Raw genomic sequence first — 22,516 nt, 5'->3', positions numbered from 1 at the left:
ATTTTATTGGTAAGCGACCTTGAAAAAGGCCCGGTATTCTTCGATATTTTTGGTTCTGTTTAGGATCTGAAAGTTTTCAATCGAGATGACAAATGCATTTGATTTTACTTGCTCTGTAATGGCATTCGATTCGAAATCAGATTGAAATAGTTCATAATATTCTTTGGCCTTTGAGGCGTCGGTAAATGGACTGATGATAAATATGGCATTCTCTCTATTCATATTCATATTACCCGTTCTTAGCCTAGAATTGGGGAAATTCTGAGCATGAAATCTTTCCAAATCACCCACTACTCCTTGTGCTTTTTCGGCTTCCTCAGGGCTCATACTCAATACCATGATATGGGTTTGTGCTTCGTCCATTACAAAGGGTGAATCAGGCAAAGGATTGACCATTTCCGTAGAGTCAGCTAGTGCAATCTTCATCTCCGTAGAATCTATGGCTGTAGAATCAACGGCATTTAGAGCCGCAAGTTCCTCTGCTGACAAAAGAGGATTCAGCATATTCCTTGCCAATTCTACCAATTGTTCCTCCTTTGCGTTTTCGATGTAGTTTTCTAATCGCTCACGATACCTAGCCCTGCTTTCAGTTTTACCTGTCACCATGATGTCAAGGAGGAGAAGTTTTTCAGTATTGCGGGTTAGTGGATATTCCTTTAAGGTGGATTGGATAAGCGAACGGGCTTGCTGATACTGTCCTGCATAGTAGGAATTATAAGCGTTCTCGTAATTTTTAGAAGACTCGATGTAAGCAAGATTACCCGAGGCTGCGTCAGGATTATTGACAAAATAGGTATACTGTGACTCGGGGTATTCACGATTTAATCTTCCCACATATTGTTGAGCATTGCCAGCCAATTCTTTTTGGCCAAGGTATAGTAAATAATAGGCCTCGGGTTTTCTCGAACTTTCAGGGTATTCACGCACCAATGTTTCGAGGTTTTCTACACTTTGCTCGATCTCGCTTAAGTCAAAATAAAGCAGCTTTCCCAACTCAAAATAGGACTCTTCCAATTCTTCATTGAGGAGGCCGATTTCTTCTGAGCTTGAAGGAATTTGAGATAGGAGTTGATCAATATCAGGAAGCTGATTGAGCGGATTATTTTCTTCTGAATCAAGCGTAGTACTGTCTTCCTCAGTCAAGGTTTCCGATTGACTGTTTTCAAAGACAACAGCTCTCCTTCGCCAATTATCCTGAAGGGGCCGATTACCCCAAGTGCGATAAAAATCAATCGCTCCCTGCTGCATGGCGACAGCATTGTCAAAGTAGAAGGTGGACCCTGAACCTCGATCGGCAAAGGCCAAAAGATTGTCAAAAATCCCTGTACTTTTTGGTTTTTCCTGCGCTTTGGCTTCTGCGATCAATCGCTCTTCTTCTGCTTTGATATATCCTTCTGCCACTACACGTTGTTCTTCTTCCGAAAGCTGACTGAGGAAAATTAGGCTATCGTTGGATTGTATTCGCTCCACATGAAAGACAAACTGATCTAGGGTGGTTTTCCGATCTTCGATTTGGATAGCTGCGGGACTTCCCTCTCGGATAAAAGTCAATGCACTGTCCAAATAATATTTCGTGGCTCGGTAATCTTTAAACTCTGACAAGTGAATATCTGCTAATTTCTCATAGATATAGCCCTTCAGCCGCTCATTGCTTCCCGGTTCCTTGGCCGCCTGATGCAATAAGTCAATGGTCAAAGGAATGTCCCCCTGCTTTTCTTCAAAAAGTGCTCTTTCGTAGATGACGACATCCTTCAGATCTCTGTTTTTAGGATCTTCATACAGTGACTCGTAGTAGTTACGAACCTTTCTCAGGTCTTTGGAAGCATTGAGTTCGGCTACTTGCTGTGCATATAATTGTGAATAAAAGCTACGGTTATAGGGAGGATTGCCTTCTTGCGCTTTTTGGTAAAAGTCATAGGCTAATGCATCTAATCCTTCTCGCTGATAGCGCTGAGCAAGGATGAAATTAATTCGGGATTTTTCTTTTGGATTTTTCGCGTATTCCAGTGCTTTATCGAGTGCACCAATTACCCCGTTTTTATCAGATCGCCTTTCGTAGTAATAGGCTAAGGTTCTATATAGTTCAAAACGATTTTCATCATTGATTTCCGTTTCTTTGGAAAGGTAATCTATGGTGAAATTAGCATTTTCAAACTCCTCTAAGTCCACATAGAGACGCAGCAGGCTGATCAATGTTTGATGCCGCAAATCTTTGTCCTTACTATTGACATTGACATAGCGAAAGGTGTTTTGGGCATCGTCAAATTGTCCTTGGAGGTAGTCGATTTTGCCGATGAGAAAATAGGAATCGTCCACCCATTTGGAAATCCGATGCCACTCCACGGCTTTGGAAGCGAGCTCTCGGGCGGATTCTAGTTTTTCTTTGTTACTCTGAATGGTCGCCGAGTCGATAGGTACAAATACCGGTAAAATTTGAGTGTAATCCTCGTTGTAATTTGCGATGACTTCCTTCTCTACTTCTTGGATTTTTGTATTCGAGAGATAGTAAGCATTATACCTTGAGGTCAGGTTATGAAAAGCGCGATTGGTAAAGGTATTCCTTTCCGAAGAGCAGGAACCCATAAAAATAACCGATATAAGAAGTAGGCTTTTGAAAAACCGCATGCGATAGGTTAGGAAATTAAGTGCCAAAATAGGGTTTTTGTACTACTTAATGAACGATCATGTGATTTCAATTATTTTGCCAATTCCCTACGGCTGATTTTTGTGGCTATAAATTTTGGTTAATTTGTGTGAATGAAAAATAGAGAAGCCAAAAAGCAGCCTTTTGACCCACCTGTATATGTGAAATACATAGGGCTTTCTTTTCAGCTTTTTGCCGTGATTGGTGGGGGAACTTGGCTGGGATGGTGGATTCAAGGTAAAAGCAGTATGAAGTTTCCACTTTGGATTCTGTTGTTTGTTTTTTTGTCCATTGTGTTGGCATTTTATCAGCTGTGGACCTCGCTTAAAGAGGATGATAGGCGCAAATAAATTCATCTCATTTCAGGAATGCTGTCAGTATTTGAACCCCTTAGGCTAAGGGAAGGGCGTTTTAAGCCTTTCTCAGATAGATTAAGTGAAGCATATTGAAACCCTACTTTCTCATGGCGGATAGGTCTATTGATTAGGTAAGCGGGTCCACATATTAATTATTTCCTGTATTTTTGTATTCACGCTATTGATTATGAAACTGCTTAGAAACTTCCATCTCAGTTTTTTGCTGTTATCCCTACTGATCGTCCTTTTGATTCTACTTCTTCAGCAAGTTTTGCCGCAAGTAATTCATCAGGACATTTGGGTCATTTTCGGGTTTTTGATGTTTTTATCTTATTTCATTACCTCCGTGGCGGTTTGGCTATATAAAAAATCTCCTGAAAATATTCTGCAAATCAAGCTTTTGGGTATGGTGATACGCATTATTAGCGCCCTCGGCTTTATTGGGATCTTGGTGTTTTTGGGTACGGAGAATATTATTTTGTTTATAGGCGATTTCTTTATGATTTTTTTGTTCTACCTGATTTTTGATATCTACACCTTTATTTCTAACTTGCGCCCGATTTCAAAGTAGCCCTCAAAAAAACGAGTTGATGACGCGCAAAATTCTGGCCTTAAGTGTTTTATTCTCAGTATTTTTACTGAGCCTCACCAGCGCGACTTTCGCAGCAGGTTCTGAAGCCGAAGGAGGAGAAGATCCGACAGGTTTTATCATGCACCACATCAAGGATTCGCATGAATGGCATTTTTTCAATGTAGGGCATACTCATGTCACTCTTCCATTGCCGGTGATTACCTATGCACCCGACCGTGGTTTGGAGTTTAATATGTCTTCTGACTTCCAAAATCACGAAACTCATCTTTTTGGAAAAGAGTATGCACATGATGGTATTTACATCGACGAGCATGAGCACTTGGGAAGGGTAGATGGAGGTACGATTTACGATTTCTCCTTGACCAAGAATGTAGCGATGATGATTTTGGTGATTGGTTTGATGTTGTATTTTGTCCTTTCTGCAGCTAATCACTATAAAAAACACGGTGCAGTAGCACCCAAAGGGGCTGCCTCTTGGATAGAGCCGGTGGTGATTTTTGTACGGGATGAAATCGCCGAAAAATCTATCGGACCCAAGTACAAGAAGTTTGTACCTTATCTGTTGACGCTGTTTTTCTTTATTTGGATTGGAAACTTGCTTGGACTTCTTCCAGGTGCGGCCAACTTGACTGGAAACATTGCAGTGACCTTTACCTTGGCAGTTTTGACTTTTATCATTGTCAATGTTAATGGAAATAAAGACTATTGGAAGCACGTATTTGCTACGCCGGGCGTACCGGGTGCTTTGCTGCCAATCATCGTAGTCGTGGAATTTATCGGATTATTTACCAAGCCATTTGCTTTGATGGTCCGTTTGTTTGTGGCGATTACTGCCGGTCACATTGTGATTTTGGCTTTCATCGCCTTGGTATTCATCTTTGAATCTTATGCTATCGGAGTAGTATCTACCTTGATGGTTACCTTTATCAATATGATCGAATTGTTGGTTGCGACGATTCAGGCTTACGTGTTCACGCTGTTTACAGCGATGTACATCGGAGGTGCAGTCGCAGAGCATGCCCATGATGATCATCATTAATCGAATTTCTTTGTTCAATTTATAAATCTAACGTTTATGTTAACTTCTATCTTATTGTCTGCTGGATTGGCACTTATGGGTGCAGGTATCGGTGCAGGTATTGTTGCGATTGGCGCAGGACTTGGTATCGGTCGTATCGGTGGTCAGGCAATGGAATCTATTGCTCGTCAGCCTGAGGCTGCTGGCAAGGTTCAAACTGCTATGTTGATCATTGCAGCTTTGATCGAGGTGGTTTCCCTGTTTGCAGTGGTAGTTTGTCTACTTATTGCTTTGAACGCAGGTGGAGTAGCCTTCTAAGAACAATGAATAGGGATTGGCGCTTGGCCAATCCCTTCCTTTTGAACAAAAACGAAATTTATCCCATTTACCATGGATCTGATTATACCTAGTTCGGGCCTGATATTCTGGCAATTGATTGGCTTTTTAGGCCTGTTCTTTATTTTGGTCAAGTTTGCTTGGAAACCCATGCTTGCCGCATTGGAAGAGCGTGAAGGCAGCATTGACAATGCGCTGAAAGCTGCCGAGCAAGCCCGAAACGAGATGGCAAATTTGAAAGCCGAAAATGAAAAACTATTGGCTGACGCTCGTGTAGAGCGTGATACCATTTTGACGCAGGCTCAACAAGCTTCAAAGCGTATGATCGAAGAGGCCAAAGAAGAGGCTACTAAGCAAGGCGCTCAGATGATCGAAAATGCCAAAATAGTCATCGAAAATGAGAAAAAAGCAGCTTTAACTGAAGTGAAAAATCAGGTAGCTGTCTTGACTATTGAAGTTACAGAAAAATTACTTCGCAAGAATTTGTCAGATCAAGCCGCTCAAAAAGAGTTGGTAGACGAGTTCGTCAAAGATCTCAAGCTAAACTAATCCAATTCCATGTCAAATCATCGAGTTGCTTCCCGCTATGCCAAGTCTATCTTGGAACTCTCCTTGGAAAAAGGATTGCTAGAGGAAGTATATGTGGATTTCAAAAAACTACTGTCTATTTCAGAAGAAAACAGGGAATTTGTTCTTTTGATCAAAAATCCTATCGTCTCTTCCGATAAGAAGCTTAAAGTATTGCAGGCTCTTTTTGCAAAAGATTCGCAAGAGATGACTGTAAAATTCTTTGAAATTGTTGCCCGTAAAAACAGAGCAAATGTATTGGTGGATGTGGCTAAAGAATTCGAAGCGCAATACAACTTACATAATTCTATTCAAGTAGCGGAATTGAGCACCACCTATGCTATAGATGCTTCTCAAAAAGCATCCTTTGAAAAATTGGTCAAAGAGATTTCCGGCAAAAAGACGGTTCAGTTTATCGAAAAAATAAATCCCGATCTGATCGGGGGTTTTGTACTAAAAGTCAACGATCGTCTATTGGACGAATCTTTGAAAAGTAAGCTAAACGCACTCAAGGTGGAGTTTAGTCACAATCATTACGAGAGTAAAATTTAATTTAAAAGTATTAATCAATCTATATCATGGCAGAAGTAAGACCAGATGAAGTTTCGGCAATCCTGAGAGAGCAACTCTCCGGTGTCAGAACAGAGGCCGAACTTGAAGAAGTGGGAACAGTCCTCCAAGTGGGGGATGGTGTAGCCCGTATCTATGGACTTTCAAAGGCACAGTCCGGAGAATTGCTGGAATTCGACAATGGTCTGAAAGCAATGGTTCTAAACTTGGAAGAAGATAACGTAGGTGCTGTACTTTTTGGCGACTCCAAGGAAATCAAAGAAGGTGATACCGTAAAAAGAACCAAGAAGATTGCTTCCCTCAAAGTAGGTGAAGGAATGCTTGGTCGTGTAGTCGATACACTTGGTAATCCTATTGATGGTAAAGGTCCTATCACAGGTGACTTGTACGAAATGCCTTTGGAGCGAAAAGCTCCCGGGGTAATCTATCGTCAGCCCGTTACTGAACCTCTTCAGACAGGTATCAAGTCAATTGATGCTATGATTCCTATCGGAAGAGGACAGCGAGAATTGGTGATCGGTGACCGTCAGACAGGTAAAACTGCCGTGGTAATTGATACCATTCTAAATCAAAAAGAATTTTACGATAAAGGTGAGCCTGTATTCTGTATTTACGTAGCGATCGGGCAGAAAGCCTCTACTGTAGCAGGTGTTGTAGCAGCTTTGGAAAAAGGCGGCGCTATGCCTTATACGGTGATCGTATTGGCAGGAGCTTCTGACCCTGCGCCAATGCAGTTCTTTGCACCATTTACAGGAGCAGCGATTGGTGAGTTTTTCCGTGATACAGGACGTCCTGCATTGGTGGTTTATGATGATCTTTCTAAGCAGGCTGTTGCTTACCGTGAAGTTTCTCTACTTTTGAGAAGACCTCCGGGACGTGAAGCTTACCCGGGAGACGTATTCTACTTGCACTCAAGATTGCTCGAGAGAGCTGCCAAAATCAATAAGTCTGATGCCATTGCACAGCAGATGAATGATTTGCCTGAGTCAATCAAGCATTTGGTAAAAGGAGGAGGATCTTTGACTGCCCTTCCAATTATCGAAACTCAAGCAGGTGACGTTTCTGCCTATATCCCGACTAACGTGATTTCCATTACCGACGGTCAGATTTTCTTGGAAACCAACCTCTTTAACTCAGGTATCCGTCCTGCGATTAACGTAGGTATCTCCGTATCCCGAGTGGGTGGTAATGCCCAAATCAAAACCATGAAAAAGGTAGCCGGTACCTTGAAATTGGATCAGGCACAGTTCCGTGAATTGGAAGCCTTCTCTAAGTTCGGTTCCGATTTGGATGCCTCTACCAAGCGCACGATTGAGCGTGGTAGAAGAAACCAAGAAATTCTAAAGCAGCCACAGTACGCACCGGTAGCCGTAGAGCATCAGGTAGCGATCATCTATGCTTCTACGAGAGGACTGATGGACACTGTGCCTGTGGAGAAAGCAAGAGCCTTTGAGCGTGAGTTCTATTTGTTGCTCGATGCTTCTTACCCTGAAGCGCTTCAAGCTATCCTTGCCGGTGATATCGACACTGCAGGAGAATTGCTTGAAAAAGCAGCGGCAGAACTTGCTCCTAAGTTTTCTAAATAAACAATTATCATCCGGAGCTTCGGCTCCGGTACTTTATACCGAAGTACAATTAAGCACTGATGGCTAACCTTAAGGAAGTAAAGCAGCGTATCACCTCGGTCGTTTCGACTCAGCAGATCACCAAGGCCATGAAAATGGTAGCTGCGGCGAAACTCAGACGAGCTCAGGACAAAATCGTTCAGATGCGTCCTTATTCTCAGAAGTTGACAAATATCCTCAACAATGTCTCAGCCGCTGCCGAAGGTGCGGAAGATCTGATCTATGCCCAAAAGCGCGAAGTGACTAAGGTACTGATAGTTCCGATCACTTCTGACAAAGGTCTTTGTGGTGCCTTCAATTCAAATGTTATCAAGGCTGCCAATCTTGCAATAAATGAGCAGTTTGCTGGTAAGCAAATTTTCATTCTTCCTTTGGGGAAAAAGGCCTACGAAAACTTCAAAAAGTCTGACTTCGCCTTAATCGATCAGTTTTATCAAGTATTTAGCGATGTGGCTTTTGACAATGTAAAGTCTGCAGCTGAGTTTGCGATGAATGGATTTGTAGCCGGAGACTACGATCAAGTGGTGATGGTCTATAATGAATTCAAGAATGTAGCTACTCAGATCATCCGCACGGAGCAGTTTTTGCCAATGGCCAAGGAAGATGTAACTGCTGAAGTAAGCACCTCTGAGACCGAGTACTTATTAGAGCCTTCGAGAACCTATATTTTGGAAGAATTGGTACCTACTGCATTGAAGATTCAGTTTTACAAAGCAGTACTTGACAGTAATGCTTCCGAGCATGGTGCGCGAATGACTGCAATGGATAAGGCAACTGAAAATGCTGGAGAATTGCTTAAAGAATTACGCTTGATGTACAACCGTACCCGTCAAGCGGCGATTACCAATGAGATTTTGGAAATCGTAGCCGGTGCCAATGCACTTGGCGGAAAGTAATAGCCAATAGACCCATATTTCTAGACCACAGCTTGCAAAGGCTGTGGTTTTTTTGTGGGATTTTTTTAAATTGAACTAAAGTTTTTAAGAAATCAATGTTCAATTTACCTGAAGAAAGAAATCTACCAATCCAATTTTTATCATCTACTTTAGGTAAGACTGCGGCAACCTATAAATTTTATTGGTTTCTCTCTTTAATTCAATTGATTGAAGAAGAAGGTATTATTCTTGAAAAAAGAAAAATATTTGCAAGGATGCTTGCCAACGCTTGGTATACTGTTAATTATTTCAAAATCTCTTTCGGTAAGCAAGATAAAGTTCATGAGGCCGTTTCATTTTTTAAAGTGGAGAAAAAGATTCCAATTGACTTGGGGCAGACGAAGGTTTGGGAACAAATATTATCTTTTAAAGACCCTAGATCTGTTTCAATTCTTTCACATTTTGATAATCAAGTTCCTCATTGGTTTCTTTCGCCCTGGTTTCCATCGATGAGTAAGCGTCAGATTTATAAGAACTCTAAAGATCCGAAAAGAATGAGTCCGTATTTTTTAGAATCAGTTTGCATCGAAGTAAATCCAGAGTGGCTACCTTATTTTTTAAAAAACTCAGCAGTTTTAAAAGATTTTTGCCTCTGGAATTTGAGTTTGTTTTTGCAAAAGCATAATCCAAATGTCCCTGATATTCCCAATAAACTTATTAAACCAATAAGTAGGTCATCGCTTTATAAGCAAAAGAAAGGTTTCTGGAATTTCTATTTTGATGAAGTCAAAGAGCAGAAGTGTATCTATTCTGGAGAAATTCTAACTACAAATAATTATGCCTTAGATCATTTCGTGCCATATAACTTTGTTTCTCATGACCTGAATTGGAATTTGGTGCCAGCTCATGCGTCAACGAATGGATCAAAAAGCGATAAGCTTCCGCCTCTAAATCGATATTTTGACTCTTTTTTTGAAATCCAGAAAAGAGCCCTTCAAGTAGTCATTAAGAAAAATCCAGATTCAAAGTTTATAGAGGACTATTTATCAATTTTTCCATCTCTTGAGAGCTTTCAGTATTCTGGTTTGTCAAAGAATAGATTTAAAGAAACGATTGAACCTTTAATTACTATTGCTCACAACAATGGGTTTGAATTCTATGAGCCTAAAACAAAATAATTTTTCACACCTCACAGCCAAAGAGCGATCATCTCTTTCTTTCCCCGCAAAGAGAGTGAAGGAAATGACTCTGCTTAATGGAGAAATTTTAGACTTTGGTTGTGGCTTTGGAAAAGATGTAGAAATCCTTTCTCAGCAAGGGTTTTCGATTGAGGGTTATGATAGACATTATCAACCTGATTATCCTAAGAAACGATATGATACCATCATTTGCTTTTATGTGTTAAATGTGTTGATGCCTGAAGAACAATCCCTGGTTTTAATGGAGATTTCAGCATTACTGAAGCCTTCTGGAAAAGCCTACTTTGCTGTACGTCGGGATTTGATTTATGAAGGGTTTCGAACTCATAAAATTCACCAAAAACCTACCTACCAAACTAATGTGATCCTACCGTTTAAGTCAGTCTTTAAAAATGAATTTTGCGAGATTTACGAGTATGGACATTTTTATCAATCAAAGAAGGATGATGTGGAATGTCCATTTTGTAATCCCAGTTCGGAAACTGAATTGATCCTAGAATCTGCACAAGCTTTTTCAATTTTGGATAGGTATCCTGTTAATCCTGGTCATGCTCTGATTATTCCGAAACGACATATATCAAATTATTTTGAGTTGAGTTTTAAGGAGCAATCTTCCTGTATATTTATGCTCAATGAGGTAAAAAAGGTGATCCAAAGACGCTACAAGCCAGATGGATTCAATTTAGGAATTAATATTGGTGAGAATGCTGGACAGACCGTTTCACATGTTCATATTCATTTGATTCCAAGATATACGGGTGATGTTGAAGATCCGAGAGGTGGGGTGAGGGGAGTGATTCCAGGAAAAAGTGTTTATTAAATCTTAATCCCAATTTATCATTCCCTCAATAGGTTTCCTGTACCCAGCGCATCAAAAATACATCATTTACTTCGTAGTAGATATTTCCTTCCGCGTCTGTTTCCTGATAGATCATTTCCTTTTCTTGGAGGACCTGAAGGGATTTGATGACAGTCGCAGAACTCCCTAAGTTGTGTTCACTCAGAAAGGATTTTGAGGTAGGTTGATAAACCTTCTCCGATTTGGCGACGGCAGTCAATAACTTCCATTGTTGGGTGCTCAAGAGGTTCCTGAAATGCAGAAAGAAAGCTTCGTTCTCCTCCAAAATCTGTTGGGCACATTTTTGCCAATCAGTCTTTTTATAGACTTTTTTTGGAACTTGAACTAGCCGATTGCAGAGTAATTGTACATAATAAGTATGACCTTTAGTCCAATCAAGAATTTGATCTGTAAGTTCGGGGGATAAGCTTTTTTGATGTTTTTTGAAAGTATCAATGATAAAAGTCCGGTATTGCTTCGGATCAATTTTTTGGAGCTGTATCGGGCTTGCACTTTTAAAAAAAGGGCGGGAAGGATTGGAAAACAGCTCATTTAAAATAGATTGCTGACTTCCTGAAAACAGAAAATTAACATTTTGAAGCTGCTGAATGACCGATCTCAACCAGGCATCGGTGTTTTTCTCAGGATAAGCATGAATTTGCTGAAATTCATCAATCGCAATCACCATGGGCCTCTCCGACCTTTCCAGAAAATTCAAAAGATCTATTACCGGCTGCTTTGCCTCATTTACCTGAAAACTCACTTGCGGAAGTCCACTTAATTGATCAAAAGATATCATCGGTCTGAGATTTTTGACAAAGGACCAGACTTTTCTCCCCCAACTGTCTTTTTCAGAAAAATGATGAAGCAATGCGGTACCCAGGGAATTCAGCAGTTGTTTTTCATTTTCGGTCGAAAGAATATCGATGTAAATGAAGTCCCAATTTTTTGGCATGTGCTCCGCCAAATGATGAATTAAAGCGGTTTTTCCTAGGCGTCGCTTTCCATATAATAAGCAAGATTGACCATTTGTCAGGTTTTTAAGGAGCTGATGAGTTTCTTTTTCTCGATCACAAAAATATTCCGGCCCATAATATCCTGTAGTTGGAAAGGGATTTGCAGGTGTTTTATGACGCTTAGCCATGGTTTTAAAATTAACTTACCTTTTGTTACTTACCAAAAGTAACTTACCAAAAGTAACTTACCAAAAGTAAGTTGATGAATTTTTATAAGCCATCTAAACTAGTTCAATTGGTTAGGATACTATTCGCGGCTAGCAAGTGTCAGTCGGAGGACAGCGACTAGGGGAAATGGTAAAGTAAAAAGCGGTTTAAATTCCCCGCTTTTTACCCATGATTCCATCAATCGAAAATTTCCCGCCACCAAAAACTAACAGACCCAAAAAGGTTAGGAAATAGAGTAAGGGGAGCTCTTTTCGGCCAAAAGGATCATCCCAATGGGCATAGAAAGCAGCGGTAAGCATCGTTACCATCAGGGGAATAGTCGCTAAGCGTACTTTGAATCCGATCATAATCAGAGCGGCACAAAGCACTTCCGCAAAAGTGGCTAGTCCCAAAGATATCGTAGGACCCAAGCCAAAGGGATCGGCAAATTTGACTTCATCGGCCATCAAGCGATTGATTTTTGGAATGCCATGGGTGAGCATCATTCCTCCGGCACCAAGACGGATAATGAGTAGAACTAGGCTTTTTTCAAGGGATTCGCGCATAGGGTTAACTAGATTTGATGACTCGAAAGTACTACGTCGGGAGAGAGATGGAAGTTAAATTTTTTTGATGGAGGGTACTTTGGGATGATTGGTTGGTCTTCAGCTTCTTTTGTCCCTTGAAAGCAATTGAATTGCTGTATGCCTCGGACTTTGGACATTCAGCCCAAATACGACAAAAATTTACCTGATGGCACTATCCCCGACTTTCAGGATTTTATCATCAATTAATTAAACCTCCCTACCTCAAATCCACTAATGGCCATCGTAGCCTCTTTTTGCTGATGGAGTTCAGTCAGGAGTTTGCCGGTGGCCGGCGCCATAGATATCCCCATCATGGCATGTCCACTACCTACCAAAACATTGGAATAGCCCGGTGCATAGCCGATGTAAGGGAGTCCGTCGGGCGAACAAGGGCGTAGACCTTTCCAAATTTCGGTTTCTTTGGGAAATTGGGCTTGAAAATCCGGGTAGTAGCGATTGATGGACTCAAAAATACCCTGCACCCGCTTCATGTCGATTTTCTGGTTAGTTCCGGCGATTTCCATCGTTCCTCCAAATCGTACCTGATTGTCGTAGGGGCTCACCGCTACTTTCATCTCGGTCAGGATGGTGGCCTGCTTGATCTCCGGCTGATTATTCTGCAAAAAGGAATAGCCTTTTCCGCCCATCATGGGAAGTGAAAAACCTAGTTTTTTTGCCAATTCACCGGACCAAGAACCTCCGCAGAGCAGAATTTTTTCCGCTTCAAGCTTTCCCTTGTCAGTTAGGACTGCTTGGACTTTGGTCTCTGATTTTTCAAAGCCTAAGACCTGGGTTTGGGTCAGGAATTTCACTCCTTTCTCTTCCAGGTATTTTTTCAAATAGCTGTACAAGGCACCGGGGTCAAGGTGGGCATCTCCTGGAAAAAGCACAGCCCCTTTGGCTTTGACCTCCAAGTGTGGTTCGATCTTTTGGATGTCTTTAGGGCTGAGAATTTCAGCCTCCAAGCCATGCTTTATTGCTAAATGAGCAAATTCAATCTCTTCTTTTTCTACCGCATCTGTCTGATACAGCATCATGAGTCCTTTTTCTTGAAAGGCCAAGGCTGCCTCCGGATGCTCCTCTCGGAATTGGAGGTAGAGGGATTTGGATAAAAGGGAGATGTTTTTCAAAAAGGGGATGGCTTTTTCGACCTGCTTTTGATTGGCAGATTTGAAAAAGAGGAAGCTCCACTGCAATAATTTGTAATCAAATCGGGGATGGATGTAAAAGGGGCTTTTGGAAGAAAACATCCAGGAAATCCCCTTGGAAATCATACCCGGTGCGGCAAGCGGAATAATATGCGAGGGGACGATCATGCCCGCATTGCCTGTGGAGCAATTGTCCTTCAGGTGAGTACGGTCAATGATGGATACTTCAATTCCTTCTTTTGAAAGAAAATAGGCCGAGAATAATCCCACTATGCCACCGCCGATGATAAGGGTAGATTTCATTTGACTTCCTATCCTTTAAGGTCTTCAAGACCTCGAAGGTATTTTTTGAATGATAAATACAGTGAATTAAGACCTTCTAGGGTTTTCAAAACCTCAAAGGTCACCTCAACGATTAAATTACTTGAAATCCATGGACATAAGGATCATCCTCATCCAAGATGATGGTATTGTAGCCATAGACCTTAGCCCAACCTTCGATGCTGGGAATGATGGCTGGCTTACCTCCGATTTTGGTTACTTCTTCTATCCTTCCAATAAACTTCGAACCAATGAAGCTTTCATGGATAAATTCATCACCGGGTTTTAATTTTCCTTTGGCATACCACTGCGCTATTCTGGCTGAAGTGCCTGTTCCACAAGGAGAGCGGTCAATAGCTTTGTCCCCGTAAAAGACCGCATTTCGGGCGGTGCTGTTTTCATCCAAAGTCTTTCCGGTCCACATCACATGGGAAAGTCCCCGGATTCGTTCATATTCGGGATGAACAAAATCATAGCGTTCGTTCATTTTTGATCGGAGATTTCGGGCCATGCTGATCAATTGCTCGGCTTTGAAGTGCTCCAACCCAGGAAAATTTTCCTGTGGATCGACGATGCAGTAGAAGTTTCCCCCATAGGCTACATCCACGCTGAGTTTGCCAAGTTCTTCGATCTCGATTTCCAAGTTTTCGGCTGCCAAATAGCTTTTCACATTGGTCAACTTCACAGATTTCACCTTTTTGCCTTCCTGCTTGTATTCGACTAGAACCAAACCTGCCGGCGCTTCCATCCGCAAAAAGCCGGGAGTTTTAGGATAAATCAAGCCTTCCTCGATCGCGATAGTAATCGTACCGATAGTACCATGCCCGCACATAGGGAGGCAACCGGAAGTTTCTATAAAAAGAATGGCAAAGTCATTTTCCGGATCATGTGGAGGAAAGAGCATGGAGCCGGACATCATATCATGACCGCGAGGCTCAAACATCAGCCCGGTTCGTATCCAATCGTAGTTTTCCAGGAAATACTGACGCTTTTCCAGCATGGAATTACCTTTCAAAAAGGGAACACCACCAGAAACTACCCGAACGGGATTGCCACAGGTGTGGGCATCGATGCAAGAGAAGGTATGGCGGGAGGGCATTTTAGAGAATGGGAAGGTTTTTAAGATTAAGAGCCAGAAATACGATTGAAATATAGTTGAAATAGGCCCCGCAAGCAGGGCCTTTTTCTACTGTGTTTCACCTGAAGAAGGAGGTCATATTTCCATTGTATTTCATTTTTTAAATTCCCCATCCACCATTCTCCATATTCCCAAAGGATTATCTTTGCGCAGCGCATCAGGAAGAAGTTCATCGGGCATATCTTGAAAGGCGATGGGTCTTGCAAATCGCTTGATGGCATAAGAACCGACGGAAGTACTTCGGGCATCGGTGGTTGAAGGGTAAGGCCCCCCATGCTGCATGGCATGACCGACTTCTACACCTGTGGGGACGCCTTTGAAAAGTAGTCTTCCACATTTTTCTTCGAGCAGATTGATCAAGTAAAGCTGATTTTTGAGTTCTTCCTGCTCCGCCCAAACCGTGATCGTGAGCTGTCCGTGGAGATGTTTGGCGATTTCTTGCAGTTCGTCCTCGCTTTCATAGACTACCATCATGGCAAAAGCGCCAAATACCTCCTTTTGAAAAACGGAATCTGTTAGCCAATCACTTGCCTTGATTTCTGCCAAAGCCGTACTTCCATTGATCAGGTGTTGGGCGTCTGCGACTTTTACCCAACGGAGCTCCTCGCGGGATTGAAGCAATTGAAGGGAATTGTAATAAGCCTCAGTGATTCCCGGATGAAGCATGGGTGCAGAGGCGATATCATTCAATTCTTCTGAAATAGCTTTTTCAAATGCAGGTGCTTGATCCTTTGGGACGAAAATCAATCCTGGATTGGTGCAAAACTGACCCACTCCTAAGGTCAGTGAACCCACGAAGGCTTTTGCCAAAGCATCATTTTCTTTTTTTAGTTTTTCAGGAAAGCAAAAGATAGGATTGACAGAACCCATTTCGGCATAGACAGGAATAGGTTCTTCCCGCTGATTGGCCAGATCAAAGAGTGCCTTGCCTCCAGTATGCGAACCTGTGAATGCAAGAGCTTTTGCCAAAGGATGCTGAACCAAAGCTTGACCTTCTGCGATTCCTCCTTCTACATGGGTAAAAAGCGCCGAGGGTAAACCGGCTTTCAAAATTGCCTGGTGGATACAATCTGCTACTTTTTGAGAGGTCTTGGGATGGGCCGGGTGAGCTTTGTAGATCACCGGGCATCCCGCTGCCAAGGCGGAAATAGTATCGCCGCCTGCTGTAGAGAAAGCCAAGGGAAAATTACTCGCGCCAAAGACGACTACCGGACCTAGGGGAGTCAAAAATCTTCTGATATCTGCCCGCGGAAGTGGTCCTCGATCAGGCAATGCCGGATCAATAGTTGCCTCGACCCATGAGCCTTCTTTGACCAAGTTGGCAAAGAGTCGGACTTGGCCGATCGTTCGTCCCAGTTCACCATTGATACGTCCATCCGGAAGGTTGGATTCTTCAACGGCAAGAGGAACGATTTCTGCGCGATTTTCTTCCAGTAACTCAGCTAAGCCCTCCAAAAAATCGGCTTTTTCTTTTCCCGGAAGGTTTTTGTAAAAAAGAAAAGCTTCTTGGGCGGCGTTGAAAATTTGGTCTAGGTTCATGGTTTTTTAATTTTTAGAAATACTATTGAAATACTTTGAAATAAATCCCGCAAGCGGAATGAAATATTTCGCTGAGCTCAGCGAAGCATATTTCCATGTATTTCTATCGTATTTCATTTTTATAATAACGGCCGATTTTTGATCCCATCCAAAATGATTTTTTCAATTCTTTCCCTTTCTTCTCCGATGAGTGTCAATCTTGGTGCTCTGACGTGCTCAGAACCGATTTCACAGTGCTGCTCAGCCAGTTTGATATATTGGACTAATTTAGGATGAATATCCAACTCGAGCAAAGGCAAGAACCAACGGTAAATTTCACGGGCTCTTTCGATTTCACCTTTTTGCACCAAATTATAAATGGTGACAGTTTCCTTTGGAAAAGCACAGACTAGGCCGGCTACCCAACCGACAGCGCCCATTAACAATTCCTCTAGGGCTAAGGTGTCTACTCCACAGAGGATTTGGAACCGATCTCCAAACCGATTGATCATACGGGTGACATTAGAAATGTCCCGAGTCGATTCTTTGATGGCTTGTATATTTTCGCATTCGGCCAATTCGGCAAACATATCCACTGTCACGAGTGTCTTGTAGTCCACCGGATTATTATAAATCATTATGGGGAGTTGGGTAGAATTAGCGACAGTCTTGAAATAAGTCACCACTTCTCGAGCGTCTGCGGCATAGCGCATAGGAGGAAGAATCATTAGCCCTGAGGCACCGAGTTCTTCTGCCTTTTTTGCCCAAAACAAAGCGTCTTTCGTCGCTCCTTCTGCTATATTCAAAATGACGGGTACTTTTCCCTTTAGGTAGTTGACAGTCTCGCGGGTAAGGGTGATTTTTTCTTCTTGGGAAAGTACGGAACTTTCCCCCAAAGTACCGCCAAGAATGATTCCATGGACTCCCGATTGGAGTTGAAAATCTAAGTTTTTGAAAAATAGCTCCATGTCCAAGCTTCCGTCGGGATGAAATTTGGTGGTCACTGCGGGAAATACGCCTTTCCAATTCATAATTAAAGGGTTTTTATCTCAGGGATGATGATTTTTAGAATGACTCAAAAGTAGATCAAAGGAAAAAGAAAAGCTTTCACAGGATTAGTCCATTCTGATACAATATTGATCAAAATGAATGGAAATGGATATATTCCGGTGAATTTTATATTAATTTTAGCTATGGCCAAGATTATTTCCTTTCAAGTTCCCAAATCCCAAAAGGAGTTTGTCCGCTATCAGGAGGATCGTGGAAAGACGTTTTATGATAAACTTCATCAGCACCCTCAGCTCCAGTTGACTGTGATTTTGGAGGGTAAGGGGCAATTGCTCAGCGGGGATTATATGGGGCGTTTTTCGGCTGGTGATGTGTTTTTCTTAGGAGAAAATGCACCCCATGTTTTCCGTAGTGATCCGGAATATTTTGAGGAAGACAGCTCATTAAAATCTGCGGGGAATACGGTTTTCTTCGATTTTGCTGCTTTGGAAAGGGCCATCGGAGAATTGGATGAGCTTTTGCCATTAAAAAGGTTTCATGAATTTGCGGGGCTTTGTTTTCAGGTTTTTGGATGGTCTCAAGAAAAAATTATGACCTTGATGGAGGAGTTTGGGAAGTCGGAGGGACTGCATCGGTTTCAGTTGGCGATACAGATTTTGACTATTTTGGAAAAAGCCGGTGATGATCTCAAGCAACTCAATCAAGAGGGAGTGATGCGGGGACTCTCTGAGAAAGATGGGAGTCGGATGAATCAGGTGATGCAGTATTTATTGGCGCATCGTTTTGAAAAGATTAGCTTGGAAGAGACTGCTGCCGTAGCTAACCTTTCGAAGGAGGCATTTTGTCGCTATTTCAAATTGCGAACACGTAAGACTTTTACCCAATACTTACTTCAGCTTCGGATCAATGAAGCTCAGAAGCTATTGCAAGAGACGGATTTGGGGATAGCTGAAATTGCTTTTCGGGTGGGATTTGAAAACCTGTCTTATTTCAACCGAACATTTAAAAAAATCACAGGCTTGACACCACGGGATTTTAAGCCACTAACGTAAATATGCAGCTACTTTTTCTCGGATTGTTTTTTTGACCCCTTCCCAGGTTTGGCCTCTGAGGCTTACAGGGTCCTCATCTTCTTCAGCATCCTGAAAATAAATCATCACCTGTGGGATAGAGATGAGTAGATTTTGTGTGCTGTACTTTTCTTTATGATTTTTGATAAAATCAATCACAGAATAGTGTTGAAGCAATTCGGCGATGTCCCAAAAATCTTTCTTTTTTCCTCGGCCCAAAATCGCTTGGATTTTCATAGCCATGATGTCTTGATCTGAAAAAAAGCGAATCCCCTCAATGGTCTCCAAAGGTCCAATAAGTGGGTGGGGATGCCGAACTATGTCCACTTTTACATCATTTATATAGCAAAATATTCCAAATCTTTCAGGACGGTCTTCTAAGATAAAACCAGAACTAAATTCTTGTTTTAGGCAGTCAATTACTTTGATGTTTTCAAAATCGGACGTAGAAAAAAAGTCAAGATCTATCGATTTCCGATGACCTAATTTTAGCGATAATGCTGTTCCCCCAACCAAAGAAAATTTATTTAAGCAGGGTAATTTGCAAAGGTGCTTTAATAAGGAAAGAGTTCTGGGTTCGACTGTCTGAGTTTGTAGCATCTGAATTCTTCAATGGGTCGATCAATTACTGCGGCTGCTAGGTACATACGCATTTCAGGTAAAAATTTAGCGTTGAGTAAAACCTCCCTGACCAAATCATCTCCATAGTACCTTCGGCAGTTGCGGATATCGGGGACATCGCCTCGCTCAAAAACCCGTTCGATGACAAATTTATATTTCTTGTCATAATCTAGGTTTTCGAAATCCACATCCCAAAATATCCGGTTATCGAAGATGGGTTTTTCTTTCATCTGTTTATAATTTGTTTTTTAGAGGTCATAACTTGTCCCGAGTATCGGCATAGCCTGTCTTGCACATTTTCCCCGATATATTGGGGCATCCCCCTGTGTGTCGCTTTGGGTCATGCTCGATTTCATCACGTCGAAGTTAATCAAATTCAATCAAGCTTACTGCATGGCCTGTATCAGGTGGTAGGAGAAGGAAATGATCTCTTTGTAATTTTCCTTGCCGATTTTTTCGTCGATTCCATGAAATCGTGATAGGCTGGTAGAGTCCATTCGAAGAGGATAAAAGCGGTATACTTCATCCGAAATCTCATAAAAATATCGAGCATCTGTGCCTCCTCCGATCATACTGGGAACCACAATGCTCTCAGGAAACATTCCTCGGATTGTTTTTTCTAAAGTTTTGTATTCTTCTGAATCGATCCCTGAGACAGGGGAGGGATTGGTGGCAAAGCCTTCTAGCTCAACTTTGACAAGGTCCGAAATGGTGTTTTCGATATGAGCTTTGACGGATTCAATATTTTCACCGGGAAGGATTCGAAAGTTTACCCGAGCTTCGGCAAGGGTAGGGATGACATTGTCTTTGACTCCTCCGGAAATAATCGTCGGAGCGGTGGTTGTATGCGCATTCAAACCTTCGAGAATAGGGCCTTTGAGTAGCCAAGTGTTGGCAAAGGCCATGCGAAGGAAAAAGGGCAATTCAGGGCCTAAATACTCAATCTGATAATCAAGCGGAGTGACCATTTTGTAGGGCAGTTGGTTGTTTTCCAGATCTACAATGGCCTGTGCGAGAATTCCAATGGTGTTTTCCCGTGGAGGTGCAGAGCTGTGGCCTCCTGAGGTTTCCACAGTCAATTTGAAAGTGGCATATCCTTTTTCGGAGAGATTGATAATAGCTACCGGATGATCAATCCCGGCAATCAAGCCTTCTGTGATAAAACCTCCCTCATCGATGGTCATGGCTGCTTGTACACCTTGGGATTTTAGGTATTCGGCTACTTTGGCAGCGCCATTTTTACCTCCTATTTCCTCATCATGTCCTGAGGCGATGTAAAGGGTACGGGATGGCTGATAGGATTCGGCGAGTAGCATTTCTACCGCTTCTAAAACTCCCAAAAGTGTGCCCTTGTCATCCATGGTGCCTCTACCGATGATATGGGTGTCGGTGATCTGTCCAGAAAAAGGAGGCGCTTCCCAATCCTTGATCGTGGGCTCATCTACTGGTACCACATCCTGATGCGACATGAGAATGAGTGGTTTTTTCTCAGGGTCGCTTCCTTCCCACTTGTAGAGCAGGGTGTAGTCACTGATTTTCTCCAAGCTCAAGTTGGCATGGGTCAAGGGAAAAGTTTCTTCCAAGAACTGATGGAAACCCAGAAACTCCGCTGAGTCGGGAGGAGTGTTTTCATTGAAGGAGATGGTTTTGAACTGAATGGCTTTGGAGAGGTTTTCATAGACCTGATCTGAAATGGACAGTTTTTCGAGGGGTTCTGCCTCCACCTGCTTGGAGGTCATTCGAAGGGTATTAAATAAAAGCACGGCTAGCAGTAGGATCACTGCGGCCAATAAGCCTAGAAATATTTTTCTCATGATAGAAGGGGTTGCTGAGTAAATCAGAGAATTGAAAATAGTCAAAAAAGAGTTAGCAAAAGATTTTGCTCTTTTGATTTTAACAGGATTTTTACTTTCGACCCTTTCTCAGGTACAGAGGTTTGGTTCTGACCTTATTTTAAAATTTGATGTTTTTGGGAGTATTTTCAGCGAACCGTGATGTGAAAGCAGTTCTGCTTTCGTTCTTTGATCACGAAGATCTTATTTTCTTTTTGGAAGTGACTCAGTACTTTTTCCAGTTGCTTTTGTTTCTTGTAATCCCAAGACTTCACCCCATTAAAACGGATATAGGAAATATCAAAGGAGCGTCCATAGGAGTGAGTACTAATTCCCTTAGTCGCATTTCGATTTCTACGGCCCAGTTTCTTTTGTTGATCGATGGTGCGCGTGCCCGAGGTGACGGTGAAAAAGCCTTCGTCTCCAACCAAAGCCTGGAATGTCTGACCTATCTGCTCGAGTACCTTTTTTGACTCTGATGTGAGATAGGGATGGCTATGGGTAAGTTTTTCCACTTCATAGCCTTTGCCCGAATTGACTTCTACGAGCGCTCCATCTTTCACCAATTGGAAAAGTTGCTCTTCGTCCAGAATAGGGCTATTACTAGTTTCTTCAGCAGCGGAAAGGTGATTGGAATAGGAGTCTTTTCGAAGTCTTCCCTTGAAGGTACTTAGATCCGGAACGATGAAAATATCCTCCGGCTTGGGCATCAGTTCGGGAAGCTCTAGGGGTTGATCCACAATGTTGGGAGCTGGATCACCGATGAGAATGGCATAGGTTTCAGAGAGTCGTTTTTTGAGCGCAGGTTGGTAAGTGACCATGGCAAGGGTGCCAAGTGAGAACAATGTGAAAAATAAAAACACGAAGAATAGGGTTGTTTTCTTCATTAGACTGGAACTGGTGATTTTTAGGGTGAAGTGGGAATATAAGAATTGGAGTAAGACTAGCCAAATCTTACTATTTAAACGGTGCTGATTCCGGATTTATTATAAATTTCGTTTTTGAATTCTCTTTTCATTGCCTCATGTTGCTTTGGTTTTTTCAAAAACAAGTAGATTAGAAATAAAGGAATAATGGCTAAAAAGCCTTGGGAATTGGTAACAAAACCAAAAATGATGATTCCCGCCAAAAACCCTATAAAAAAGGCATCGATGAAGTGAGCTTCCATGGGGGCTAATCGATTTGATTCCCCGCCACGGCCTTTAGGTTTGCAAAGAGGAATTATTTGGAAAAATCAGACCTAATGCTTTTCTGATTATCAAGTGACTCAGATATTCAATAAATTAAAAAAGAATGGGGTGAACTTTCGCCACGGCTAGGCTAGTGACCTATTGTCCGTATCAGTCCCCATTCTTAATTGAGTTGCCAGTAACCAGTTAGAATTTTAGGCTTCAAGGCCTGTTAAAGGTTTTAGTTTCCGCAACTCTCATTTGTTAAACTTCAACGTCTAAATTATGAAATTCAAATCAGTTATCGGAATTGATGTAAGT

The 22,516-nt window shown here is 42.1% G+C and carries 23 protein-coding genes; 11 read left to right on the top strand and 12 right to left on the bottom strand.

What is annotated here, in order from left to right; genetic code table 11:
• Window positions 1-3 precede the first annotated feature (3 nt).
• On the bottom strand, window positions 4-2,625 hold the full coding sequence (gene porW, locus BLQ57_RS07510; protein WP_087938798.1) for a type IX secretion system periplasmic lipoprotein PorW/SprE: 2,622 nt from the start codon (window positions 2,623-2,625) through the stop codon (window positions 4-6).
• Between the two features lie 132 nt (window positions 2,626-2,757).
• Here porW and BLQ57_RS07505 point away from each other — a divergent pair, with 132 nt between their 5' ends.
• The 10 genes from BLQ57_RS07505 to BLQ57_RS07460 all read left to right on the top strand — a co-directional run bounded on the left by BLQ57_RS07505 (window position 2,758) and on the right by BLQ57_RS07460 (window position 10,602).
• A complete protein-coding gene (locus BLQ57_RS07505; protein ID WP_087938799.1) occupies window positions 2,758-2,994 on the top strand; it encodes an AtpZ/AtpI family protein in 237 nt (78 codons plus the stop codon).
• Between the two features lie 193 nt (window positions 2,995-3,187).
• Complete coding sequence (locus BLQ57_RS07500) at window positions 3,188-3,571, top strand: hypothetical protein (RefSeq protein WP_087938800.1); 384 nt, start codon at window positions 3,188-3,190, stop codon at window positions 3,569-3,571.
• A gap of 19 nt (window positions 3,572-3,590) precedes the next feature.
• A complete protein-coding gene (gene atpB / locus BLQ57_RS07495) occupies window positions 3,591-4,631 on the top strand; it encodes a F0F1 ATP synthase subunit A (protein WP_087938801.1) in 1,041 nt (346 codons plus the stop codon).
• Window positions 4,632-4,667: 36 nt separating this feature from the next.
• A complete protein-coding gene (gene atpE / locus BLQ57_RS07490; protein ID WP_087938802.1) occupies window positions 4,668-4,928 on the top strand; it encodes an ATP synthase F0 subunit C in 261 nt (86 codons plus the stop codon).
• A 72-nt stretch (window positions 4,929-5,000) separates the two neighbouring features.
• Window positions 5,001-5,495: a F0F1 ATP synthase subunit B gene (locus BLQ57_RS07485; protein ID WP_087938803.1), complete on the top strand. Its 495-nt coding sequence runs from the start codon at window positions 5,001-5,003 to the stop codon at window positions 5,493-5,495.
• Window positions 5,496-5,504: 9 nt separating this feature from the next.
• Window positions 5,505-6,065 carry an ATP synthase F1 subunit delta gene (gene atpH, locus BLQ57_RS07480; RefSeq protein WP_087938804.1) on the top strand — a complete coding sequence of 187 codons (561 nt, stop codon included), beginning with the start codon at window positions 5,505-5,507 and terminating at the stop codon, window positions 6,063-6,065.
• A 26-nt stretch (window positions 6,066-6,091) separates the two neighbouring features.
• Window positions 6,092-7,669 carry a F0F1 ATP synthase subunit alpha gene (atpA, locus tag BLQ57_RS07475; protein WP_087938805.1) on the top strand — a complete coding sequence of 526 codons (1,578 nt, stop codon included), beginning with the start codon at window positions 6,092-6,094 and terminating at the stop codon, window positions 7,667-7,669.
• Between the two features lie 59 nt (window positions 7,670-7,728).
• Window positions 7,729-8,604 carry an ATP synthase F1 subunit gamma gene (atpG, locus tag BLQ57_RS07470; protein WP_087938806.1) on the top strand — a complete coding sequence of 292 codons (876 nt, stop codon included), beginning with the start codon at window positions 7,729-7,731 and terminating at the stop codon, window positions 8,602-8,604.
• A gap of 95 nt (window positions 8,605-8,699) precedes the next feature.
• Entirely contained in the window at window positions 8,700-9,761 is a 1,062-nt protein-coding gene (locus BLQ57_RS07465; RefSeq protein WP_087938807.1) for an HNH endonuclease domain-containing protein, read from the top strand.
• Window positions 9,742-10,602, top strand: a complete 861-nt coding sequence (locus BLQ57_RS07460; protein ID WP_087938822.1) for an HIT family protein — start codon at window positions 9,742-9,744, stop codon at window positions 10,600-10,602. The genes BLQ57_RS07465 and BLQ57_RS07460 overlap by 20 nt, the downstream gene beginning before the upstream one ends.
• Before the next feature lie 25 nt (window positions 10,603-10,627).
• On the opposite strand, the gene BLQ57_RS07455 is transcribed toward BLQ57_RS07460, so the two are convergent.
• The 6 genes from BLQ57_RS07455 to BLQ57_RS07430 form a co-directional block, all read right to left on the bottom strand.
• Window positions 10,628-11,764 carry an AAA family ATPase gene (locus BLQ57_RS07455; RefSeq protein ID WP_087938808.1) on the bottom strand — a complete coding sequence of 379 codons (1,137 nt, stop codon included), beginning with the start codon at window positions 11,762-11,764 and terminating at the stop codon, window positions 10,628-10,630.
• A gap of 186 nt (window positions 11,765-11,950) precedes the next feature.
• Complete coding sequence (locus BLQ57_RS07450) at window positions 11,951-12,349, bottom strand: DoxX family protein (protein ID WP_087938809.1); 399 nt, start codon at window positions 12,347-12,349, stop codon at window positions 11,951-11,953.
• A gap of 224 nt (window positions 12,350-12,573) precedes the next feature.
• A complete protein-coding gene (locus BLQ57_RS07445) occupies window positions 12,574-13,821 on the bottom strand; it encodes an NAD(P)/FAD-dependent oxidoreductase (protein WP_087938810.1) in 1,248 nt (415 codons plus the stop codon).
• Window positions 13,822-13,933: 112 nt separating this feature from the next.
• Window positions 13,934-14,938 (bottom strand): 4-hydroxyproline epimerase, encoded by a 1,005-nt coding sequence (locus BLQ57_RS07440; RefSeq protein WP_087938811.1) that lies wholly within the window; start codon window positions 14,936-14,938, stop codon window positions 13,934-13,936.
• Window positions 14,939-15,070: 132 nt separating this feature from the next.
• Window positions 15,071-16,516, bottom strand: a complete 1,446-nt coding sequence (locus BLQ57_RS07435; protein WP_087938812.1) for an aldehyde dehydrogenase (NADP(+)) — start codon at window positions 16,514-16,516, stop codon at window positions 15,071-15,073.
• Between the two features lie 119 nt (window positions 16,517-16,635).
• The gene (locus BLQ57_RS07430; RefSeq protein WP_087938813.1) at window positions 16,636-17,526 is read right to left on the bottom strand and encodes a dihydrodipicolinate synthase family protein; all 891 of its coding nucleotides are present in this window, start codon (window positions 17,524-17,526) and stop codon (window positions 16,636-16,638) included.
• A gap of 162 nt (window positions 17,527-17,688) precedes the next feature.
• On the opposite strand from BLQ57_RS07430, the gene BLQ57_RS07425 reads away from it, so the two are divergent.
• Entirely contained in the window at window positions 17,689-18,555 is an 867-nt protein-coding gene (locus tag BLQ57_RS07425; protein ID WP_087938814.1) for an AraC family transcriptional regulator, read from the top strand.
• On the opposite strand, the gene BLQ57_RS07420 is transcribed toward BLQ57_RS07425, so the two are convergent.
• The 5 genes from BLQ57_RS07420 to BLQ57_RS07400 all read right to left on the bottom strand — a co-directional run bounded on the left by BLQ57_RS07420 (window position 18,547) and on the right by BLQ57_RS07400 (window position 22,194).
• Window positions 18,547-19,173, bottom strand: a complete 627-nt coding sequence (locus tag BLQ57_RS07420; protein WP_087938815.1) for a nucleotidyl transferase AbiEii/AbiGii toxin family protein — start codon at window positions 19,171-19,173, stop codon at window positions 18,547-18,549. The genes BLQ57_RS07425 and BLQ57_RS07420 overlap by 9 nt on opposite strands.
• On the bottom strand, window positions 19,128-19,424 hold the full coding sequence (locus tag BLQ57_RS07415; RefSeq protein ID WP_087938816.1) for a DUF6922 domain-containing protein: 297 nt from the start codon (window positions 19,422-19,424) through the stop codon (window positions 19,128-19,130). The genes BLQ57_RS07420 and BLQ57_RS07415 overlap by 46 nt, the downstream gene beginning before the upstream one ends.
• A gap of 156 nt (window positions 19,425-19,580) precedes the next feature.
• Window positions 19,581-21,008 (bottom strand): M20 family peptidase, encoded by a 1,428-nt coding sequence (locus tag BLQ57_RS07410; RefSeq protein ID WP_087938817.1) that lies wholly within the window; start codon window positions 21,006-21,008, stop codon window positions 19,581-19,583.
• Between the two features lie 167 nt (window positions 21,009-21,175).
• Window positions 21,176-21,913, bottom strand: coding sequence for a DUF5715 family protein (locus BLQ57_RS07405; protein ID WP_139162688.1), 738 nt, complete (start codon window positions 21,911-21,913; stop codon window positions 21,176-21,178).
• 74 nt (window positions 21,914-21,987) lie between these two features.
• Entirely contained in the window at window positions 21,988-22,194 is a 207-nt protein-coding gene (locus tag BLQ57_RS07400; protein ID WP_087938819.1) for a hypothetical protein, read from the bottom strand.
• Between the last annotated feature and the right edge of the window lie 322 nt (window positions 22,195-22,516).

The organism is Algoriphagus faecimaris (assembly GCF_900101705.1).
GTDB lineage: Bacteria > Bacteroidota > Bacteroidia > Cytophagales > Cyclobacteriaceae > Algoriphagus > Algoriphagus faecimaris.
This window is presented reverse-complemented; position numbering and strand designations above follow the sequence as displayed.

What these genes read in the sequence shown, in the direction of transcription:
- BLQ57_RS07430 (WP_087938813.1), bottom strand. Translation starts at nt 17,526, where the DNA reads ATGAATTGGAAAGGCGTATTTCCCGCAGTGACCACCAAATTTCATCCC.
- porW (WP_087938798.1), bottom strand. Translation starts at nt 2,625, where the DNA reads ATGCGGTTTTTCAAAAGCCTACTTCTTATATCGGTTATTTTTATGGGT.
- BLQ57_RS07500 (WP_087938800.1), top strand. Translation starts at nt 3,188, where the DNA reads ATGAAACTGCTTAGAAACTTCCATCTCAGTTTTTTGCTGTTATCCCTA.
- BLQ57_RS07410 (WP_087938817.1), bottom strand. Translation starts at nt 21,008, where the DNA reads ATGAGAAAAATATTTCTAGGCTTATTGGCCGCAGTGATCCTACTGCTA.
- BLQ57_RS07415 (WP_087938816.1), bottom strand. Translation starts at nt 19,424, where the DNA reads ATGAAAGAAAAACCCATCTTCGATAACCGGATATTTTGGGATGTGGAT.
- BLQ57_RS07420 (WP_087938815.1), bottom strand. Translation starts at nt 19,173, where the DNA reads ATGCTACAAACTCAGACAGTCGAACCCAGAACTCTTTCCTTATTAAAG.
- BLQ57_RS07445 (WP_087938810.1), bottom strand. Translation starts at nt 13,821, where the DNA reads ATGAAATCTACCCTTATCATCGGCGGTGGCATAGTGGGATTATTCTCG.
- BLQ57_RS07460 (WP_087938822.1), top strand. Translation starts at nt 9,742, where the DNA reads ATGAGCCTAAAACAAAATAATTTTTCACACCTCACAGCCAAAGAGCGA.
- atpA (WP_087938805.1), top strand. Translation starts at nt 6,092, where the DNA reads ATGGCAGAAGTAAGACCAGATGAAGTTTCGGCAATCCTGAGAGAGCAA.
- BLQ57_RS07485 (WP_087938803.1), top strand. Translation starts at nt 5,001, where the DNA reads ATGGATCTGATTATACCTAGTTCGGGCCTGATATTCTGGCAATTGATT.
- BLQ57_RS07450 (WP_087938809.1), bottom strand. Translation starts at nt 12,349, where the DNA reads ATGCGCGAATCCCTTGAAAAAAGCCTAGTTCTACTCATTATCCGTCTT.
- BLQ57_RS07440 (WP_087938811.1), bottom strand. Translation starts at nt 14,938, where the DNA reads ATGCCCTCCCGCCATACCTTCTCTTGCATCGATGCCCACACCTGTGGC.
- BLQ57_RS07505 (WP_087938799.1), top strand. Translation starts at nt 2,758, where the DNA reads ATGAAAAATAGAGAAGCCAAAAAGCAGCCTTTTGACCCACCTGTATAT.
- atpE (WP_087938802.1), top strand. Translation starts at nt 4,668, where the DNA reads ATGTTAACTTCTATCTTATTGTCTGCTGGATTGGCACTTATGGGTGCA.
- BLQ57_RS07425 (WP_087938814.1), top strand. Translation starts at nt 17,689, where the DNA reads ATGGCCAAGATTATTTCCTTTCAAGTTCCCAAATCCCAAAAGGAGTTT.
- BLQ57_RS07465 (WP_087938807.1), top strand. Translation starts at nt 8,700, where the DNA reads ATGTTCAATTTACCTGAAGAAAGAAATCTACCAATCCAATTTTTATCA.
- BLQ57_RS07435 (WP_087938812.1), bottom strand. Translation starts at nt 16,516, where the DNA reads ATGAACCTAGACCAAATTTTCAACGCCGCCCAAGAAGCTTTTCTTTTT.
- BLQ57_RS07455 (WP_087938808.1), bottom strand. Translation starts at nt 11,764, where the DNA reads ATGGCTAAGCGTCATAAAACACCTGCAAATCCCTTTCCAACTACAGGA.
- BLQ57_RS07405 (WP_139162688.1), bottom strand. Translation starts at nt 21,913, where the DNA reads ATGAAGAAAACAACCCTATTCTTCGTGTTTTTATTTTTCACATTGTTC.
- atpG (WP_087938806.1), top strand. Translation starts at nt 7,729, where the DNA reads ATGGCTAACCTTAAGGAAGTAAAGCAGCGTATCACCTCGGTCGTTTCG.
- atpH (WP_087938804.1), top strand. Translation starts at nt 5,505, where the DNA reads ATGTCAAATCATCGAGTTGCTTCCCGCTATGCCAAGTCTATCTTGGAA.
- atpB (WP_087938801.1), top strand. Translation starts at nt 3,591, where the DNA reads ATGACGCGCAAAATTCTGGCCTTAAGTGTTTTATTCTCAGTATTTTTA.
- BLQ57_RS07400 (WP_087938819.1), bottom strand. Translation starts at nt 22,194, where the DNA reads ATGGAAGCTCACTTCATCGATGCCTTTTTTATAGGGTTTTTGGCGGGA.